We start from the raw sequence: 16064 nt of genomic DNA, 5'->3' as shown, positions 1-16064 counted from the left end.
TGACGGGCGAGAATAAAAAAACCGGCGTGGTTAGCCGGTTCAGGAATCAGATTTTGCAGGCGTCGCCGCAATCATCATCGGCAACGATCGCTTCGGCTTTTTTGTCAGCATCTTCAAGGCGTTCAGCATTGCGCTCTTGCGCCTCTTCCAGACCGCTGAAGACCAGATTGTCGAGATCAATTTCCATGAGTTACCCACTTTCGTTCAGTTTTGACGGTGGTCAGTATAGGGCAAAACCACGGCAGGATGAACCCTCGGTGCCCCGTTACCGCACAGAGCGATAATGCCGACGCCGGGCGGCCCGATGGCGACGGCCTGGAGCTGTCCTGCTTTGCCGCGACGCAGGACAACGACCTCAGTCGCAGGGTCTCGCGGTTTAGCCGGAGGCGACCACCTCATGGCAGGCCACATAGTGACCGTCGGCTATCTCACGCAGGGCGGGGATGTCGCGGCGACAGCGGTCGTTGGCCTGGGGACAGCGGGAGGAAAAGCGGCAGCCGGGCGGTGGATTCGACGGATCGGGAAGCTCGCCTTGTACGACCGCGACGGGTTCTGCGTGCGGGTCGAGCGTCGGTACCGCGGCCAGCAGCGCCTGGGTGTAGGGGTGGCGCGGCTGGGCAAACAGCGCATCGCGGCTGGCGGTCTCCACCAGCTGTCCGAGATACATCACCGCCACGTCATCGCACAGATGTTCCACTACGCCAAGGTCATGGGAGATAAACAAAAAGGTGACGCCGAAATCGTCGCGCAGATCGGAAAACAGATTGATGATCTGCGCCTGAATAGAGACATCCAGCGCCGAGATCGGCTCGTCGGCAATGATAAAGTCCGGATTGAGAATCAGCGCGCGGGCGATACCGATCCGCTGACGCTGACCGCCTGAGAACTCATGGGGAAAGCGGTTGTAGTGCTGGGGCGCGAGGCCGCAGATCTGCATCACCGCAATCACCTTGTCATACAGCTCCGTCCGGCTGCACAGCTTATGCTGCAACATGGCTTCGCCGATCGCCTCGCCGATGCGGATCCGCGGGTTAAGCGAACTGTAGGGGTCCTGAAACACCAGCTGGATTTTGGGCCGCAGCGCCTGCATCTCCCGCGAGGAGAGGGCGGAGAGCTCCCGCCCCCGGTATTTCACGCTACCGGCGGTTTTCTCATACAGTCCGAGCAGCGTGCGGCCCACGGTGGTTTTCCCGCTGCCTGATTCGCCCACCAGGCCGAAAATGGTCCCCTGGCGAATGCGAAAGCTGACGCCGTCCACCGCCCGCAGTTGCCCGGTTTGCTGGCCAAAGAGCCCGTCGCGCAGCGGAAAGTGTTTTTTTAATCCTTCGACTTCAATGACATATTCATTGTTTTCCGTATTCATACAACCGGCCCCGCGGATAGGGTGTGAAAGCAGGCGACCTGCCGCGTTGTTCCCCGCAGCGGGGGGAGACTCTGGCGGCAGTCGGCGTTGGCCCGCTCGCAGCGGTCGGCAAAGGCGCAGCCGGGCGGCAGGGCGGCGAGATCCGGCACCTGCCCGGGAATGGAGTACAGGCGGCGGCGTCGCTCGCCGGGCACCGGGCGTGAGGCGAGCAGCCCCTGGGTATAGGGATGCTGCGGGTGGCGCAAGATCTCGGCCGTCGGGCCAGTTTCGACCACCCGTCCGGCGTACATTACCACCACCTGTTGCGCCATTTGTGCAATGACCCCCAGATCGTGGGTGATCAGCATCATCGCCATCCGCCTGGCCTGCGCCCGATCGCGCAGCAGGCGCAGGATTTGCGCCTGAACGGTGACATCCAGCGCGGTGGTCGGTTCATCGGCGATCAGCAGCTGTGGCTGGCAGCTCAGCGCCATGGCAATCATCACGCGCTGTAGCATGCCGCCGGAGAGCTGGTGCGGGTAGCTGCTCATCAGGCTATCCGCACGGGCCAGCCCCACTTCGCTTATCAGGCGGGTGGCGTGGCGCCAGGCGGCTTTGGGGGTCTCGCCACGGTGGCGAATCAGCGGCTCGCACAGCTGCTCGCCGATGGTCAGCACCGGGTTCAGCGCGGTCATCGGTTCCTGAAAGATCATCGCCAGCTGGTTGCCGCGCAGGTCGGCCATGTTGTTGGCCTGCAGACGCAGCAGGTCCTGGTCGTGAAAGAGGATTTCGCCGCTATCAATGCGCGCGGCCTGGGGCGGCAGCAGGCCCATTAAGGCCATGGCGGTGACGCTTTTTCCGCAGCCGGATTCGCCGACCACGCCGACGGTCTGGCCGGCGTGAATAGCGAATGACACCTCCTGTACCGCCCGCACGCGCTGTTTTTCGCTGGCGAAGGAGACCGAGAGTTGTCGGAAGGTGATTAACGGGGCGCTCATTTCAGCCTCTGTTTCATTTTCGGATCCATCGCATCGCGCAGGCCGTCGCCCAGCACGTTAATGGCAATGACGGTGATAAAAATGGCGATACCCGGCGGCATCCACAGCCACGGGCGGCGCTGGAAGTCGATCAGGCTGTTGGCGGCGTCCATCATATTGCCCCAGGAGGGCGTGGGCGGTACCACCCCCAGTCCAAGGTAGCTGAGCGCCGATTCGCTGAGAATGGCATTCGCCACCGCCATGGTGGCCATGACCACCAGAATCGGAATGGTATTGGGCAGCAGATGACCAAACAGGCGACGGCGGGCGGAGAGGCCCAGCACCCGGGTTGCCAGCATGAAGTCGCGCTCGCGCAGCGACAGGCATTGACCCCGTACCAGCCGCGCCAGTTTTGGCCACTCCAGCAGGCTGAGCATCACCACAACCATGTAGACCCGGGCGTCCGGGGAAAAATCGAGCTCGGATAACATCGCCCCGGCGACGATCAGCAGCGGCAGGCCGGGAATGGTCATCACCAGGTCCGCCAGGCGCATGATCAGCTTATCGGTCAGGCCGCCGGCATAGCCGGAGACGGCGCCGAGCAGGTAGCCCAGCGCCACCGACAGCAGCATGGTGAGCAGGCCAATAATCAACGAAATGCGTCCGGCCATCAGCAGGCGGGTGTAGACATCGCGGCCGAGAAAGTCGGTGCCCAGCCAGTGCTCCGCGCCGGGCGGCTTGTTAATCATCAGGACATCGGTGGCATCATCTTTCCACGGCGACCACAGCGGCCCCAGCACGCACCAGGCGGCCATCACCGCCAGCAGCAGCAGGCAAAACATAGCCAGCCGGTTGCGTTTCAGCGACCGCCACGCCTGGCGCCACGGTGATGGGGTGATCATCGCGAGCGCCGGAATCTCCGCCTTGCGCAGGCGACGTTGTGTTGAAAACAGCGTGCTAAACATGATTTATGACCTCACGCGAATTCGCGGGTCGGCCCACGCGTAGAGAATATCGGCTATCAGGTTGCCCAGAATAGTGAGCGCCGCCAGAAACAGGGTAAACCCCATCAGTACCGGATAATCGCGGGCGGCCAGCGAGTCGATATGAATATGTCCGGCCCCGGGCCAGTTAAAGACCTTTTCCGTGATGATGGCACCGGAAAACAGTCCCGGCAGCTCGAAGCCGAGCAGGGTGATAATAGGCAGCAGCGCATTACGCAGCGCGTGCTTGAAGATCACCGTCCGTTCGCGCAGCCCTTTGGCGCGGGCGGTACGAATAAAGTCCATTCTGATCACGTCGAGCATGCTGGCGCGGAAGTAGCGCGTCAGGCTGCCGGCCTGCAGCATCACCAGCGCCAGAACCGGCAGCACCAGGTGCGCGGCCACCTGCAGGATATAGTCCCAGCCGCGATCATCGCTGCCGGTGTTGGTCATCCCGCCCACCGGCAGCCAGCGCAGATCCACGGCGAACCACTTAATCAGCAGCAGACAGAGAAAAAAGGTCGGAAAGGACATCGCGGCAAAGACCGCCACGCTCACCAGGTGGTCAAATAGCGAGTTGGGCTTCATGGCAGAGACGATGCCCACCGTCAGGCCGATACCCCAGTAAAAAACCAGCGCAATGCTTGCCAGCAGGAACGAGTTCCAGATGTACTGGTTGAGCAACTGGCTGACCGGAATCTGGTACTGCAGCGAGAAGCCCAGATCGCCTCGTAGCAGCTGGCCGAGCCAGCGCAGATAGCGGGTCAACAGCGGCTGGTCGAGGCCGTAGATGGCTTTGAGTTCGGCGGCGCGCGCGGCGGTGAGGGTAATATTGCCGTCGATAAAGTCGCCGGGAGTTTTGGCAAACAGCATAAAAATGATCAATGAGGCCAGCAGCAACATTGGCAGCGTCTGCAGCAGCCGTCTCAGGATAAAATTTCTCATAACATTCTCGTATCAGCCGCCGGATTATTCCGGCGGCTGTGATGATTACCTGGCGATTTTCACATCCGGCAGGCTGCCGGTCAGGCCGTTATAAATATCCGGTTTAAAACCGGATACCCTGGCGCTGCTGGCCGAGAGAACCTGGCGATAGCCGAGAAGAATAACCGGCGGGTCTTCCGCCAGCACCTGATACAGCTGGTGGTAAATCGGCTTCCGTTTTTCGACGTCGAGCACCGCGTTGCCTGCGTTAATCAGCTTATCGACCTGCGGATTGCTATAGCCTGACTCTTTGGCTTCGCTACTGTAGAAATCCCATACGCCATCGTGCGGGTCGTTGAGCGTACTGGTGCTGAAGGAGGCCAGGTCATAGTTGCCGGCTTTGCGCTGGGCCATCAGGGCGTTGAAGTCGACCACCTGCGGTTTGAGCACGATGCCTATCTGCTGCCAGTTCTCTTTGGCAATCGGGATTAGCGCATCGTTGATCACCTTCTTACTGACCAGCAGCGTCAGTTCCAGACGTTGACCGTCTTTCACGCGGATGCCATCCGGCCCCGGTTTCCAGCCCGCTTCATCGAGCAGTTTTTTCGCTTGCGCCGGATCGTAGTGATACGGGTTGACCCCCTGCGGATTATAGGCCCAGGAGATGGGGGCGATCGGTTCAATGGCCACCTTGCCATAGCCCTGGTACACCACATCGATCAGCTTCTGGCGGTCGAGGCCGTAAATCAGCGCCTGACGCACTCTGGCATCCTTCAGCGCCGGACGACGGAGGTTAAATTCCACCTGGCTGTAATCGCTGGAGCCGTAAAGGTTGATATTGGCGAAGCCGAGCATTCTCAGCTGTTCGATATCGTCCGGGCGTGCGGTAAAGGCGTCGTAGTCGGTTTCACCGGTCTGAAACAGCTGGAAGTTGGTCGACGGGTTGGTGACGCGGTAAATAAAACGCGGTGTCGGCGGCGTGCCGCGGTAGAAGTGGCTGTTGGCGTGGAAACGAATCTCCTGGCCCGGAATATATTTGTCATAGACGTAAGGACCATTGCCCAACGGTTTTCCGTGCAGGGTGCGGAGATAGTCGAGATTGCCGCGTTGATATTCCTTGCCATAATACGCTCTGGAGAGTACCGGACCGCCAATTTTTGCCAGCGTTGTGGCGCCAGGTTGCGTGGTGGTGACCTGCAGGGTAAGCGGGTCGATAACCTTCAGACCGCTGACGCTGTCGGCTTTGCTGGCTTTATACTCGGCGCCGCCGGCAATGTTGGCGAGGGTAATATCGGTATCGCCGTCATACTTCGGATCCAGCAGCACGGTCAGGGTAAAGGCGACATCTTCCGCGGTGAGCGGCGAGCCGTCGCTGAAGGTCAGATTCGGCCGCAGCTTGATGGTATACACCTTGTTATCGGCGCTGACCTGCCAGCTTTCGGCAAGTCCTGGGACCAGGTTGCCGTGGCTGTCCCAGTCAATCAGGCGCGAAAAGATGACGTTGGTGACGTTTTCATCCCAGCCGTTAACGAAGAAGTAGGGGTTAAAGATGCCCTGCGGCTCGGAAATCCCGGCGACGATAGTGTCTTTACGCAGTTTGGCGGCCGCCGGGATCTGGCTGGCGTCGGTGGCCGGGGTGATGCCTTGCTGCAAAATGTCGTCCGCGCTGGCAACAGAAGAAAATGCCAGCGTGCCGCCGATTAACGCGATGCTGAGAGCGCGTGCGAATCGCGTTTGTTTAGTTTTTAATCCGTGCAGTAATCTGGACAAAAGTGCTCCTTCATCAAATGATTGCGCTGAAATTTACAATTCATGACGAAAGATAAGAGGCGCACCACGGCCTGTCTAACAACGAAAAAATATGATTTATCGCGAATCGGCATTAGCAATAATCTGGCAATAAAATGCCAGATTTTGCTTAAGAGGCAGAGTTTTTCACCGTCGGCTCCGTGCCGAGGGTCAGCCGGTCCGCGACCCAGCCGTGCTGGCCCAACGCGCGGTCATCCAGCGGCCGGGACAGGCGGATGCGCAGTTGCCCGATGACTCGCCCCTGGATCTGCTCGCAGTTGCCGTACAGCAGGCGCGCGCCGTCGCCGAGCAAGGCGGCGATATGGTGTAAATCCGGCTCACCGCCGCTGCTGCCGTCGAAGTGCAGGGTCACCAGTTGCGAGCCGTCCACCGACGACAGATTTTCGCCGGGGCGAGCGTGATGCAGCGTACTGGTCATGCTGCGCGTCACTTCGTGCTGCGGGTTGCCAAACACCCGCCACACCTCGCCCTGTTCGATAATGTGCCCGCGCTCCAGCACCGCCACCCGATCGCAGAGCGTGCGGATAACCTCCATTTCATGGGTGATGAGAACGATCGTCAGACCCTGGCGCTGGTTAATCTCTTTCAACAGCTTCAGTACCGAGAGGGTGTTTTCCGGGTCAAGCGCCGAGGTCGCTTCGTCGCACAGCAGAATTTCCGGCTGGGTTACCAGCGCGCGCGCGATCCCGGTGCGCTGTTTTTGCCCGCCGGAGAGCTTTGCCGGCCAGCTATCGCGCAGGGCGCTGAGACCGACCAGTTCCAGCATCTCATCGACCCGACGCTGCCTTTCGGCCCGCGGAACGCCGGCCATCTTGAGCGGCAGCTCGACGTTTTGCGCCACCGTTTTGGTCGACATCAGGTTGAAGTGTTGAAAGATCATCACCACCCGGCGGCGCAGGTCGCGCATCTGGCTGCGTGAATAGCGCAATGTCCGTTCGCCGTGAATGGTGATTTCGCCGCTGTCGGCGTTTTCGAGGCGATTAAACAGGCGCAACAGCGTCGATTTCCCGGCGCCGCTGCGGCCGATAATGCCGAAAATCTCGCCCTGATAGAGCGTCAGGTTAATGTTCTGCAACGCCTGAACGCCGTTGGGGTAGGCTTTGCTGATTGCGTTTAACTGTATATGCGGTACGGCACGAGGGTTGTGGGTCACGATAGTTTGCTCCGTCAGCCTTAAAAAACCGGCGGCCGCGCCGCCGGATACGCTCCGCTTCTCAGAAGCCCGGGACGATTTTGCCCTTGTAGCGGGTCAGAATAAAATTGCGTACCGCGTCGGAGTGCAGCGCTTTCGCCAGCTTCTGGATCCCCGGATCGTTGAGGTTATCGGGACGGGCCACCAGATACTCGACGTACAGATCGCTGCCTTTTTCCACCAGCAGGGCTTTATCGGTGTCGATCCCCGCTTCCAGCGCATAGTTGGCGAATATAAACGCCAGATCGACCTGATTCACCGCCCGCGCCAGCATGGCGCCTTCCAGCTCGCGAATTTTAAAATGATGCGGGTTGGCGACGATATCTTTGGTTGCCGACTGCGGATCTTTCGGGTTTTTCAGCGTGATCAAACCCGCATCGCTCAGCATCACCAGTGCCCGCCCGGTGTTGACCGGGTCGTTAGGGATAGCGATGGTGGCGCCATCCGGCAGCGCTTTGATGTCGTGGTATTTGCTGGAGTAGGCGCCAAACGGTTCAATATGGACGCCCACCACCGGCACCAGATGCGTATGTCGCGTCTGGTTGTAGTTATCGAGGAACGGACGGTACTGATAGTAGTTGGCGTCGAGGTTTTTCTCCGCCAGCTGTTGGTTGGGCTGAATAAAGTCGTTAAAGACTTTGATTTTCAAATCCACGCCCTGTCTGGCCAGCTCCGGCTTGACGAACTCAAGGATTTCTGCGTGCGGTACCGGCGTGGCGCCGACGGTCAGCGTCTCGCTGGCGGCGGCAGAGGCGGAGAAGAGGGTCAGCAGTCCGGCAGCGATAAGGGTCTTGTGCACTATTTTTTTCATGGTTTTTTCCTTGGAAAGTCGCGTGTCTTCTTATTTACGGCTCACGTAACGCACAAGGCGGTCGCCGCTCATCTGTAAAACCTGTACCAGGGCAATCAGCAGCAGGACGGTGACTACCATCACGTCGGTCTGAAAGCGCTGGTAGCCAAAACGAATCGCCAGATCCCCGAGCCCGCCGCCGCCGATAACCCCGGCCATAGAGGTGTAATCCACCAGCAAAATCGCGGTGACGGTGACGGCGGCAAGCAGACCGGCGCGCGATTCGGGCAGCAGGGTGTGCCAGATCAGCTGCGCGGTATTGCCGCCCATTGACCAACTGGCCTCCACCAGACCGTGATCGACCTCGCGCAAGGCGCTTTCCACCAGCCGGGCGAAGAAGGGGGCGCAGCCCGCCACCAGCGGCGGAATGGTGCCCTCTACGCCCAGAGAGGTGCCGGTTATTAAGGTGGAGATCGGGATCATCACGATCAGCAAAATAATGAACGGCAGCGAACGCAGGACGTTGACGCAAAACGACAGTAGGCGATACAGCCGCGGGGCGTGCAGCAGTCGCGGCTGGCCGGTGAGGTAGAGGACAATCCCCAGCGGCAGGCCGAACAGCACGGTAAAGCCCAGCGAACACCCCAGCATGATTAACGTGTCGATGCCCGCCTGCGTCACATCGTTCCAGTCGATATCGGCAAAAAACTCCAGCACGGGGGCCACCTCAGTTCCAGTCGTGACGCTGCGGGCGAACGCCGTTTAAGACCCAGTTGCCGAGCAGCTGATATTTCCAGCGTACCGGGTCGTGCAGGGTGTGAACGCGCGCATTGCGCCAGTGGCGATCGAAGTGGTAGCGGTTGCTGGTCGCCCGGGTGCCGCTGAGTTCAAACAGGCGGCTGGCGGCGTCAAGGGCCACTTCGGTGGTGAACACTTTGGCCCGGGCCACGGCGATGGAGGCCTGCGCCACATGCTCCTCGCTGAGATCATGTTTGAAGCGGTCGAGGACCTTGCCCGCCTGCTCCAGCAGCGCCTCGGCGGCGGCCAGTCGGCTATCGATCTGCCCGATATGGTAGATGGTGAGCGGATCGTCGCTGGCCCGTTCGACGCCGGCATCAATCCACGGGCGGGCGAACTGGCGCACGAACGCGACCGTATCATTGAGAGCTGCGCGGGCGATCCCGGCATCAATCGCGGCGGTGGTGAGCTGGGCGAAGGGGCCGGCGAGCGTCGGCACGGCATAAGATTTCCACGTCGGGAAAAGATGGAACGGCGCGACCGCCAGGTTCTCCGCCAGGACCGTACCGCTGGCGGTATTGCGCTGACCCAGGCAGTCCCAGTCATCGAGCACCGTCAGACCGGCGCTGTCACGCGGCACGAAGGCCAGCTGCGCGCGATCGTCGGCGTCCAGCGCCAGGATGCCGATCCAGTGGGCGTAGAGCGATCCGGTGCAATAGCCCTTGCGCCCGTTGATGTACAGACCATCACCGCGACTTTCCAGCCGGGTGCGGATATCGAGCACCGTTTTGCCGCCGGTCTCGGAGAGCGCGTTGGCAAAACGATGCCCCTGCAGCACCAGGCCAAAAAAGAAGGCCTGCTGCTCTGGGCTGCCCTGCAGACGAATATCCTCAAGAAGGCAGTAGTGGTTTTGCGGGATTTGCCCGAGCGACGGATCGGCGGCGGAGATGATGGCAATCACCTGGGTGAGGGTCGCGGCGGAAACCTCGGCCCCGCCCCATTGGCGCGGCACCGTAATGCCCCACAGACCGCTGTTGGAGAAGGTATCGATAATCTCTGGCGCGACCGTGCCGCTGCGGTCGCGTTCTGCGGCTCCCGGTTGCAGCAGCAGGGCTATCTCGTGGGCAATAGCGATGGCTTCTTCATCGCTGCGGATGACATGGGCATCCGGCGAATGGCGGGTATAGCTGACAGGCGTTTGGCGTTCTGACATACGGATTTCTCGTGTTAACTCAATGGTTATATGCAAAAAATAGATAAATAAATAACCTATAATTCCAGCGTGTTATATGTGAATAGCAAAGCTTGTGCCAGCTCGCGACGATTTTTTAGATGATTAAAATCAATGGATTAGGTTTTAATCTGCGCCGGTGGGCTGCTGCAAATGCAGCGACGGTGGCAGCAGGCTGTTGCATTTCCGCCAGCCTGCGGCGGGGAAAGCGAATATTGCCGTCCATGACATTCCGTTAGCGGTGGCGCGAGGCCTGGTCTGGAGAGGCGGATAACATCCATATTGACGGTTATCGCTCCGACACGCGGGCGGAACGGCATGAATTTGCTCTGCCGGGAGCTTGTTGGCACGTTCAAAATCAAAACATGCATGCTGGCAGGCAGGGAAATCAGCCGTGGAGAGCGCTTTTTTGCACGCGGTTATTTCCAGATAGACATATATGAATTAGCATATGTGTTAATGTCACGTAAGGAACCGAAAATGCCGCATCCGCTAGAAGTTTTTAAAGTCTTGTCCGACGCCACGCGCCTGACGATCGTGATGTTGCTCAGAGCGCGAGGTGAGCTGTGCGTCTGCGATATTTGCGCGCTGACAGCGGAGTCCCAGCCCAAAATATCCCGTCATATGGCGATTATTCGCCAGAGCGGGCTGGTTATTGACCGTCGGGAAGGGAAATGGGTGCACTACCGTTTGTCGCCGCATATGCCGGCCTGGGCGGCAGAGATCGTCGACAGCGCATGGCGATGCCTGCGGGATGAGGTGCGCGCCCGGCTGGCTGACGCGGCGCCGTCTTCCTGCTGATGGCCGCTTAATATATCTGTTATTACATATTTGATGGGGTGGGGCATGCTGCTCGCAGGGACCATTTTCTTATTCACACTGCTGCTGGTTATCTGGCAGCCGAAGGGACTCGGCATCGGCTGGAGCGCGAGCCTCGGGGCGGTGCTGGCGCTGGCGTCCGGCGTTATTCAACTGAGCGATATTCCGCTGGTGTGGAATATTGTCTGGAACGCCACGGCGGCGTTTATTGCGGTGATCGTTATCAGCCTGCTGCTGGACGAGTCGGGTTTTTTCTCCTGGGCGGCCCTGCACGTCGCCCGCTGGGGGAACGGGCGCGGGCGGATGCTGTTTAGCTGGATAATTGTGCTGGGCGCCGTCGTGGCCGCGCTGTTTGCTAACGATGGCGCGGCGCTGATTCTGACCCCCATCGTCATCGCGATGCTGTCGGCGCTGGGGTTCAGCCCGCGCGCGACGCTGGCCTTTGTGATGGCCGCCGGGTTTATTGCCGATACCGCCAGCCTGCCGCTGGTGGTGTCGAATCTGGTCAATATTGTTTCGGCCGACTTTTTCCATCTGGGCTTCAGCGCCTATGTGGCGGTTATGGTGCCGGTCGATATCGCGGCGATCCTCGCGACCCTGGCGATGCTGCATCTGGTCTTTCGCCGCGATATTCCGCCGGTCTACAATCTGGCCCTGTTGCCTGAACCGGCCAGCGCGATTAAAGACCGTCCGACGTTCCTGACCGGCTGGGTGGTGCTGGTGGCATTGCTGGCCGGCTTTTTCGTCCTCGAACCGCGGGGGATCCCGGTCAGCGCGATTGCCGCCACCGGAGCCGCGGTGCTGCTGGCGGTAGCGAAAACGGGACGGGTCATTAATACGGGCAACGTGCTGCGCGGCGCGCCGTGGCAAATCGTCGTCTTTTCGCTGGGGATGTATCTGGTTGTCTACGGTCTGCGCAATGCCGGGTTAACCGCGGCGCTCTCCGCGGTGCTGAATGTGCTGGCGGAAAACGGACTGTGGGTGGCGACGTTCGGTACCGGGGTGCTGACGGCGTTCCTCTCGTCGCTGATGAATAATATGCCGACGGTACTGGTCGGGGCGCTGTCCATTGATGGCAGCGCGGCAACCGGGGTGATCAAAGAGGCGATGATCTACGCCAACGTCATTGGCTGCGATCTGGGGCCTAAAATCACGCCCATCGGCAGCCTTGCGACGCTGCTCTGGCTGCATGTTCTGGCGCAAAAGAACAGGGCTATCTCCTGGGGCTACTATTTCCGTACCGGGATCGTTATGACCCTACCGGTACTGCTGGTGACGCTGGCCGCACTGGCCTGGCGTCTCTCTTTTTCTCTGTCGTGAGAACCTGATATGAGCAATACCATCATTTATCACAACCCGGATTGCGGCACGTCGCGCAATACGCTGGCCATGATCCGCAACAGCGGTATTGAGCCGACGATTATCTACTATCTCGACACGCCGCCGTCGCGGGAAGAGTTAGTGGCACTGATTGCGGCGATGGGGATAACGGTGCGCGCGCTGCTGCGCAAAAACGTCGAACCCTACGCGCAGCTGGGGCTTGATGATGACACCCTTAGCGATGAACGACTGATCGCGTGTATGTTGCAGCAGCCGATCCTGATTAACCGGCCCATCGTGGTCACCCCGTTGGGCACACGCCTTTGTCGTCCGTCGGAAGTGGTGCTGGAGATCCTTACCCAGCCGCAGAAACAGCCATTTCGCAAGGAGGATGGGGAATGGGTCGTGGCGCCTTCAGACCAGCGGCAGCCATAAGGCATCCGGCCCGGCAAATCCCGCTTCAGCCTGAGTGAAAAAGCGCCTGGCGTGCAGCCCTGACGAGTCCCGCTATAGGTTGACAGAGCCGGGTGGATGCATGATCATGCTCTTTAATGCTCGATTAAGATGAATTAAGGAGTTGATTTGCTCGATTATGCGGCTTTCCCCCAACAACGACAAGCGCTGATTTGTCAGATCCTCCAGGAAAACGGTCGGGTGGTGTGTAGCGAGCTGGCCAGCCGCTTAAACGTTTCTGAGCATACCATTCGCCGGGATCTGCATGAACTTAGCAAAGACGGGTTCTGTAAAAAGGTGTACGGCGGCGCGGTAATGAACCTGCCGGAAGCCGGGGATTACAGCGAGCGGAAAGACAAAAATGCGGCAACAAAGCTCAGAATCGCGCAGAAATGCGCAAGACTGGTGAAGCCCGGCGGCTGCATTTTTATCGATACCGGTACCACCAATCTGGCGATGGCGGAGGCGCTGCCTGCCGAGCTGGCGTTAACGGTGGTGACCAATTCGCCGGAAATCGCCGCAGAGCTGCTCAAAAAGCCGCTGTATGACGTGGTGATGCTTGGCGGGCAGGTTCAGCGAGCGTCGGGCGGCTGCGTGGGGACCTCGGCGGTGGCTCAGTTGCAGGGGGTGCTGTTTGATCAGGGGTTTATCGGCGGCTGCGCGATGGCGCCGGAATCCGGCCTGACCGGGTTTGACTATGCCGATTGCGAATTTAAAAAAGCGGTGATTAAACAGTGCAGTGAAATTATCGTCGGGCTGACCTCGGATAAAATTCCGGCGGTGGCCCGTTTCGTGGTCGCGCAGAGCAGCGATATCGATGTGCTGGTGGTGGAGGAGAACATCAGTCGCGAGTATCGCGACACGTTTCGCGAGCACGATATCCGTATTTATACCGTCTGACCCGTTGCCTGCGCGATGGCTAACCCCCGTAGACTTAGCCGCTGCCGGGTATTGCTCGCTCGCCTGCCGGTAAACGATCGGCGCTGCAACCGACAGATTGCATTTGAATAACGATTCCTATTCTTTGCCGCGATGCTACACTGACAAACTGTGATCTTTGTCATACCGTAATTCATACCGAGAAAAGAGACACTGCTATGCAACATATCATTGAGGGTTTCCTCAACTTCCAGAAAGAGATCTTCCCGCAGCGTAAAGAGCTGTTCCGCAGCCTGGCCTCCAGCCAGAATCCCAAAGCGCTGTTTATCTCCTGTTCTGATAGCCGCCTGGTGCCAGAACTGGTCACCCAGCAGGAACCTGGACAGCTCTTTGTCATTCGTAACGCGGGGAATATCGTGCCCTCATTCGGGCCAGAGCCTGGCGGCGTTTCCGCGACTATCGAATATGCCGTAGTGGCGCTGGGCGTCACCGATATTGTTATTTGCGGCCACTCCAACTGCGGCGCGATGAGTGCGGTCGCGACCTGTCAGTGCCTGGATCCGATGCCGGCGGTGGCACACTGGCTGCGCTATGCCGATGCGGCAAAAGCGGTGGTCGAAAAAGGCACCTGGAACAGTGAAATCGATAAAGTGAATGCGATGGTGCGGGAAAACGTTATCGCGCAGCTGAACAATATCAAAACTCACCCGTCGGTTGCCGTCGGTCTGCGTGATAAGGCGCTGCGCCTGCACGGCTGGGTTTATGATATTGAAAGCGGAGCCATCGGCGCGCTGGATAAGCACACCAAAACCTTCGTCTCGCTGTCCGAGAACCCGGCCGTCTACTTCGAGTAATTGCTCTCTTCAGGGCAGGGAAGCCCTGTGTAGCGGTGCTTTGGTTACTACTCGTCGCCTTGAGCTGAACCTGCCAGCGTTACAGCTCTGTCAGCGGCAAACGCCTGCGGCGGCGAGACGCCGGCCGGGAAATGGCGCCTGCTATGGCTTCAGCCATCCCGGCGCAGGCGGTAATACCTTGCACAAACGGCTGGTCATGCATTAACCACGGCAGCGCCGCAAACGCCACGCGGCCGCGGACTTCCGCAGGTTCTTGTAATGTGTAGTCATCCCCCACATCCGGGATATCGTCGCCGGTCGCCTGGAGCTGTTCCCGTAACGTCGGGAAGGGCAGATCGTTGGTTTTTAGCGCTTTTTGCCCGCGCGCATCGATAAAAACATCATAGGTATCGCCGGTTTCTCGCGTGGTTATCCGCGTTTTGTCCTCTTCAATCGTCATCTGGTAATCCTCGCCGAGGGCGACAATGCGGATGACCCCGGCTTCGCGCAGCGCCAGCAGGCGGCGGATCGATTCCGACGGAATAGCGGCGTAATTATCGATGAACACCCTCGCGAGTCCGGTGCGAAAGCGCTGACTATCCCGCGCATCCAGATACGGGACAATCTCCTGCACGGCCTCATGCAGCCGGAGGAGGCTATACCGCCATGCCACGGTGTATTTCTCGCGCTTGTTGCGTTCGACTTCCATAAGGTTGGCCTGCGCCCAGTGAAACGGGTCGTGTTTGCGCCGTTCAGCAAACCACGCGTCGCTGAAGCTGTCGGCGTCCAGCGTCGGGAGGGCAATGCGGGCACTCCATTGCGGATCGGCGCGGGCAATCTCCTGCGCCATCAGCCGGAAGACGCGGTCAAGCAACCCCTTCGCACCGGCGGCAATCGCCTTGTCCAGCGCGTCAGGGGTCACCACCGCCAGCGGTTCGTAGGGAATCGGGCAGTAAAAATCCGCCTCCGGCAAAATACCGGCGCGCGACATCAGGACGATATTCAGCGCTTCGCTGGCCGGATTGAGCCTGAACTGCAGCGGTCGTTCGGCGGATTCGACAAACTCGCCGTGCTGCATCACCACGGCCATCGCGGCGTCAATTCCGCTCAACGAGGTGCCCATGATACCGACTCTGCAGGCCGGGATCTGCGCATCCATCAGGCCGGACCACGGACTGGGGAAGAAGGTACGGGTGGACTCCTCCTCAGCGGGCCAGACGTGGCCTGTGGCGATGACCGCGAGATCGAAACGCTCCGCCAGCGGCTCACCTTGCGCCCATAACCTGACGCCTTCTGCCGTGGCCTGCAGGTCGGTGACCTCACAGGATTCATGCACCGTCAGCGGGAAGCCCTGTTGTCTGGCCCTGGCGGTCAGGCCGATAAACTGGTCGCGAAAATACTCGCCGAGCAGGACCCGCGGAAGAAACTGGCGAACATGCAGCGAGTCATGGCTGACGCCATAGCGGGCCAGGTGCTCCTCGCTTTGCTGCTTCAGCCAGTCGATATAGCGACAGAGGATCGGTGGGATTTCAATACTGGCGATATTGGCCAGCATCATGCGCGAGTTTTCTTCGTCGCTGTATGGCATGCCGACGCCGGCCTGACGCGCCTGCTCATAGACCGTCACCGCCAGCGGCTGCTGATGTTTTAACAGGGAAAACAGCGTGTAAATCCCGGTGGGACCGGCGCCGATAATCGCAATTTTCTTCATGCATAATCACCCGTGATAAACGTTCTTCCATTGCAGTTTCCCGTCTGTCGGACGGTGAAGCGG

Annotated in this window: 17 protein-coding genes; 5 read left to right on the top strand and 12 right to left on the bottom strand. The window is 59.6% G+C overall.

All coding sequences use genetic code 11. The features are described 5' to 3' along the window. Positions 1–46 precede the first annotated feature (46 nt). The 11 genes from FNY10_RS09945 to FNY10_RS27180 form a co-directional block, all read right to left on the bottom strand. Complete coding sequence (locus FNY10_RS09945; RefSeq protein ID WP_004862935.1) at positions 47–187, bottom strand: hypothetical protein; 141 nt, start codon at positions 185–187, stop codon at positions 47–49. A 189-nt stretch (positions 188–376) separates the two neighbouring features. Beyond that, the gene (locus FNY10_RS09940) at positions 377–1363 is read right to left on the bottom strand and encodes an oligopeptide/dipeptide ABC transporter ATP-binding protein (RefSeq protein ID WP_160704642.1); all 987 of its coding nucleotides are present in this window, start codon (positions 1361–1363) and stop codon (positions 377–379) included. After that, positions 1360–2340: an ABC transporter ATP-binding protein gene (locus FNY10_RS09935; RefSeq protein WP_160704644.1), complete on the bottom strand. Its 981-nt coding sequence runs from the start codon at positions 2338–2340 to the stop codon at positions 1360–1362. The genes FNY10_RS09940 and FNY10_RS09935 overlap by 4 nt, the downstream gene beginning before the upstream one ends. Next, positions 2337–3284 carry an oligopeptide ABC transporter permease gene (gene opp4C / locus FNY10_RS09930; protein WP_160704646.1) on the bottom strand — a complete coding sequence of 316 codons (948 nt, stop codon included), beginning with the start codon at positions 3282–3284 and terminating at the stop codon, positions 2337–2339. The genes FNY10_RS09935 and opp4C overlap by 4 nt, the downstream gene beginning before the upstream one ends. 3 nt (positions 3285–3287) lie before the next feature. Beyond that, entirely contained in the window at positions 3288–4247 is a 960-nt protein-coding gene (locus FNY10_RS09925) for an ABC transporter permease (protein WP_141964460.1), read from the bottom strand. Between the two features lie 45 nt (positions 4248–4292). Further along, on the bottom strand, positions 4293–5996 hold the full coding sequence (locus FNY10_RS09920) for an ABC transporter substrate-binding protein (protein WP_160704648.1): 1704 nt from the start codon (positions 5994–5996) through the stop codon (positions 4293–4295). A 148-nt stretch (positions 5997–6144) separates the two neighbouring features. Continuing rightward, positions 6145–7188 carry a methionine ABC transporter ATP-binding protein gene (locus FNY10_RS09915; RefSeq protein ID WP_160704650.1) on the bottom strand — a complete coding sequence of 348 codons (1044 nt, stop codon included), beginning with the start codon at positions 7186–7188 and terminating at the stop codon, positions 6145–6147. Positions 7189–7249: 61 nt separating this feature from the next. After that, positions 7250–8026 (bottom strand): MetQ/NlpA family ABC transporter substrate-binding protein, encoded by a 777-nt coding sequence (locus FNY10_RS09910; RefSeq protein ID WP_142255873.1) that lies wholly within the window; start codon positions 8024–8026, stop codon positions 7250–7252. A gap of 42 nt (positions 8027–8068) precedes the next feature. Further along, the gene (locus tag FNY10_RS09905) at positions 8069–8734 is read right to left on the bottom strand and encodes a methionine ABC transporter permease (protein WP_416309044.1); all 666 of its coding nucleotides are present in this window, start codon (positions 8732–8734) and stop codon (positions 8069–8071) included. A 10-nt stretch (positions 8735–8744) separates the two neighbouring features. Continuing rightward, positions 8745–9968, bottom strand: coding sequence for an SfnB family sulfur acquisition oxidoreductase (locus FNY10_RS09900; protein WP_160704654.1), 1224 nt, complete (start codon positions 9966–9968; stop codon positions 8745–8747). 115 nt (positions 9969–10083) lie between these two features. Then, the gene (locus FNY10_RS27180) at positions 10084–10212 is read right to left on the bottom strand and encodes a hypothetical protein (RefSeq protein ID WP_255493190.1); all 129 of its coding nucleotides are present in this window, start codon (positions 10210–10212) and stop codon (positions 10084–10086) included. A gap of 254 nt (positions 10213–10466) precedes the next feature. Between FNY10_RS27180 and FNY10_RS09895 the strand changes: the two genes are divergently transcribed. The 5 genes from FNY10_RS09895 (at position 10467) to FNY10_RS09875 (ending at position 14311) form a co-directional block, all read left to right on the top strand. Next, on the top strand, positions 10467–10787 hold the full coding sequence (locus FNY10_RS09895) for a metalloregulator ArsR/SmtB family transcription factor (protein ID WP_160704656.1): 321 nt from the start codon (positions 10467–10469) through the stop codon (positions 10785–10787). Between the two features lie 45 nt (positions 10788–10832). Further along, a complete protein-coding gene (locus FNY10_RS09890) occupies positions 10833–12125 on the top strand; it encodes an arsenic transporter (RefSeq protein WP_160704658.1) in 1293 nt (430 codons plus the stop codon). 9 nt (positions 12126–12134) lie between these two features. Beyond that, positions 12135–12560: a glutaredoxin-dependent arsenate reductase gene (gene arsC / locus FNY10_RS09885; protein ID WP_160704660.1), complete on the top strand. Its 426-nt coding sequence runs from the start codon at positions 12135–12137 to the stop codon at positions 12558–12560. A gap of 147 nt (positions 12561–12707) precedes the next feature. Next, a complete protein-coding gene (locus tag FNY10_RS09880; RefSeq protein WP_131047971.1) occupies positions 12708–13478 on the top strand; it encodes a DeoR/GlpR family DNA-binding transcription regulator in 771 nt (256 codons plus the stop codon). A gap of 197 nt (positions 13479–13675) precedes the next feature. Continuing rightward, positions 13676–14311: a carbonic anhydrase gene (locus FNY10_RS09875; RefSeq protein WP_131047972.1), complete on the top strand. Its 636-nt coding sequence runs from the start codon at positions 13676–13678 to the stop codon at positions 14309–14311. A 79-nt stretch (positions 14312–14390) separates the two neighbouring features. On the opposite strand, the gene FNY10_RS09870 is transcribed toward FNY10_RS09875, so the two are convergent. After that, entirely contained in the window at positions 14391–16001 is a 1611-nt protein-coding gene (locus FNY10_RS09870) for an FAD-NAD(P)-binding protein (RefSeq protein ID WP_160704662.1), read from the bottom strand. Between the last annotated feature and the right edge of the window lie 63 nt (positions 16002–16064).

The organism is Klebsiella sp. Lac1, assembly GCF_009825425.1.
In the GTDB taxonomy this organism is placed as follows: Bacteria; Pseudomonadota; Gammaproteobacteria; order Enterobacterales; family Enterobacteriaceae; genus Klebsiella; species Klebsiella electrica.
This window is presented reverse-complemented; position numbering and strand designations above follow the sequence as displayed.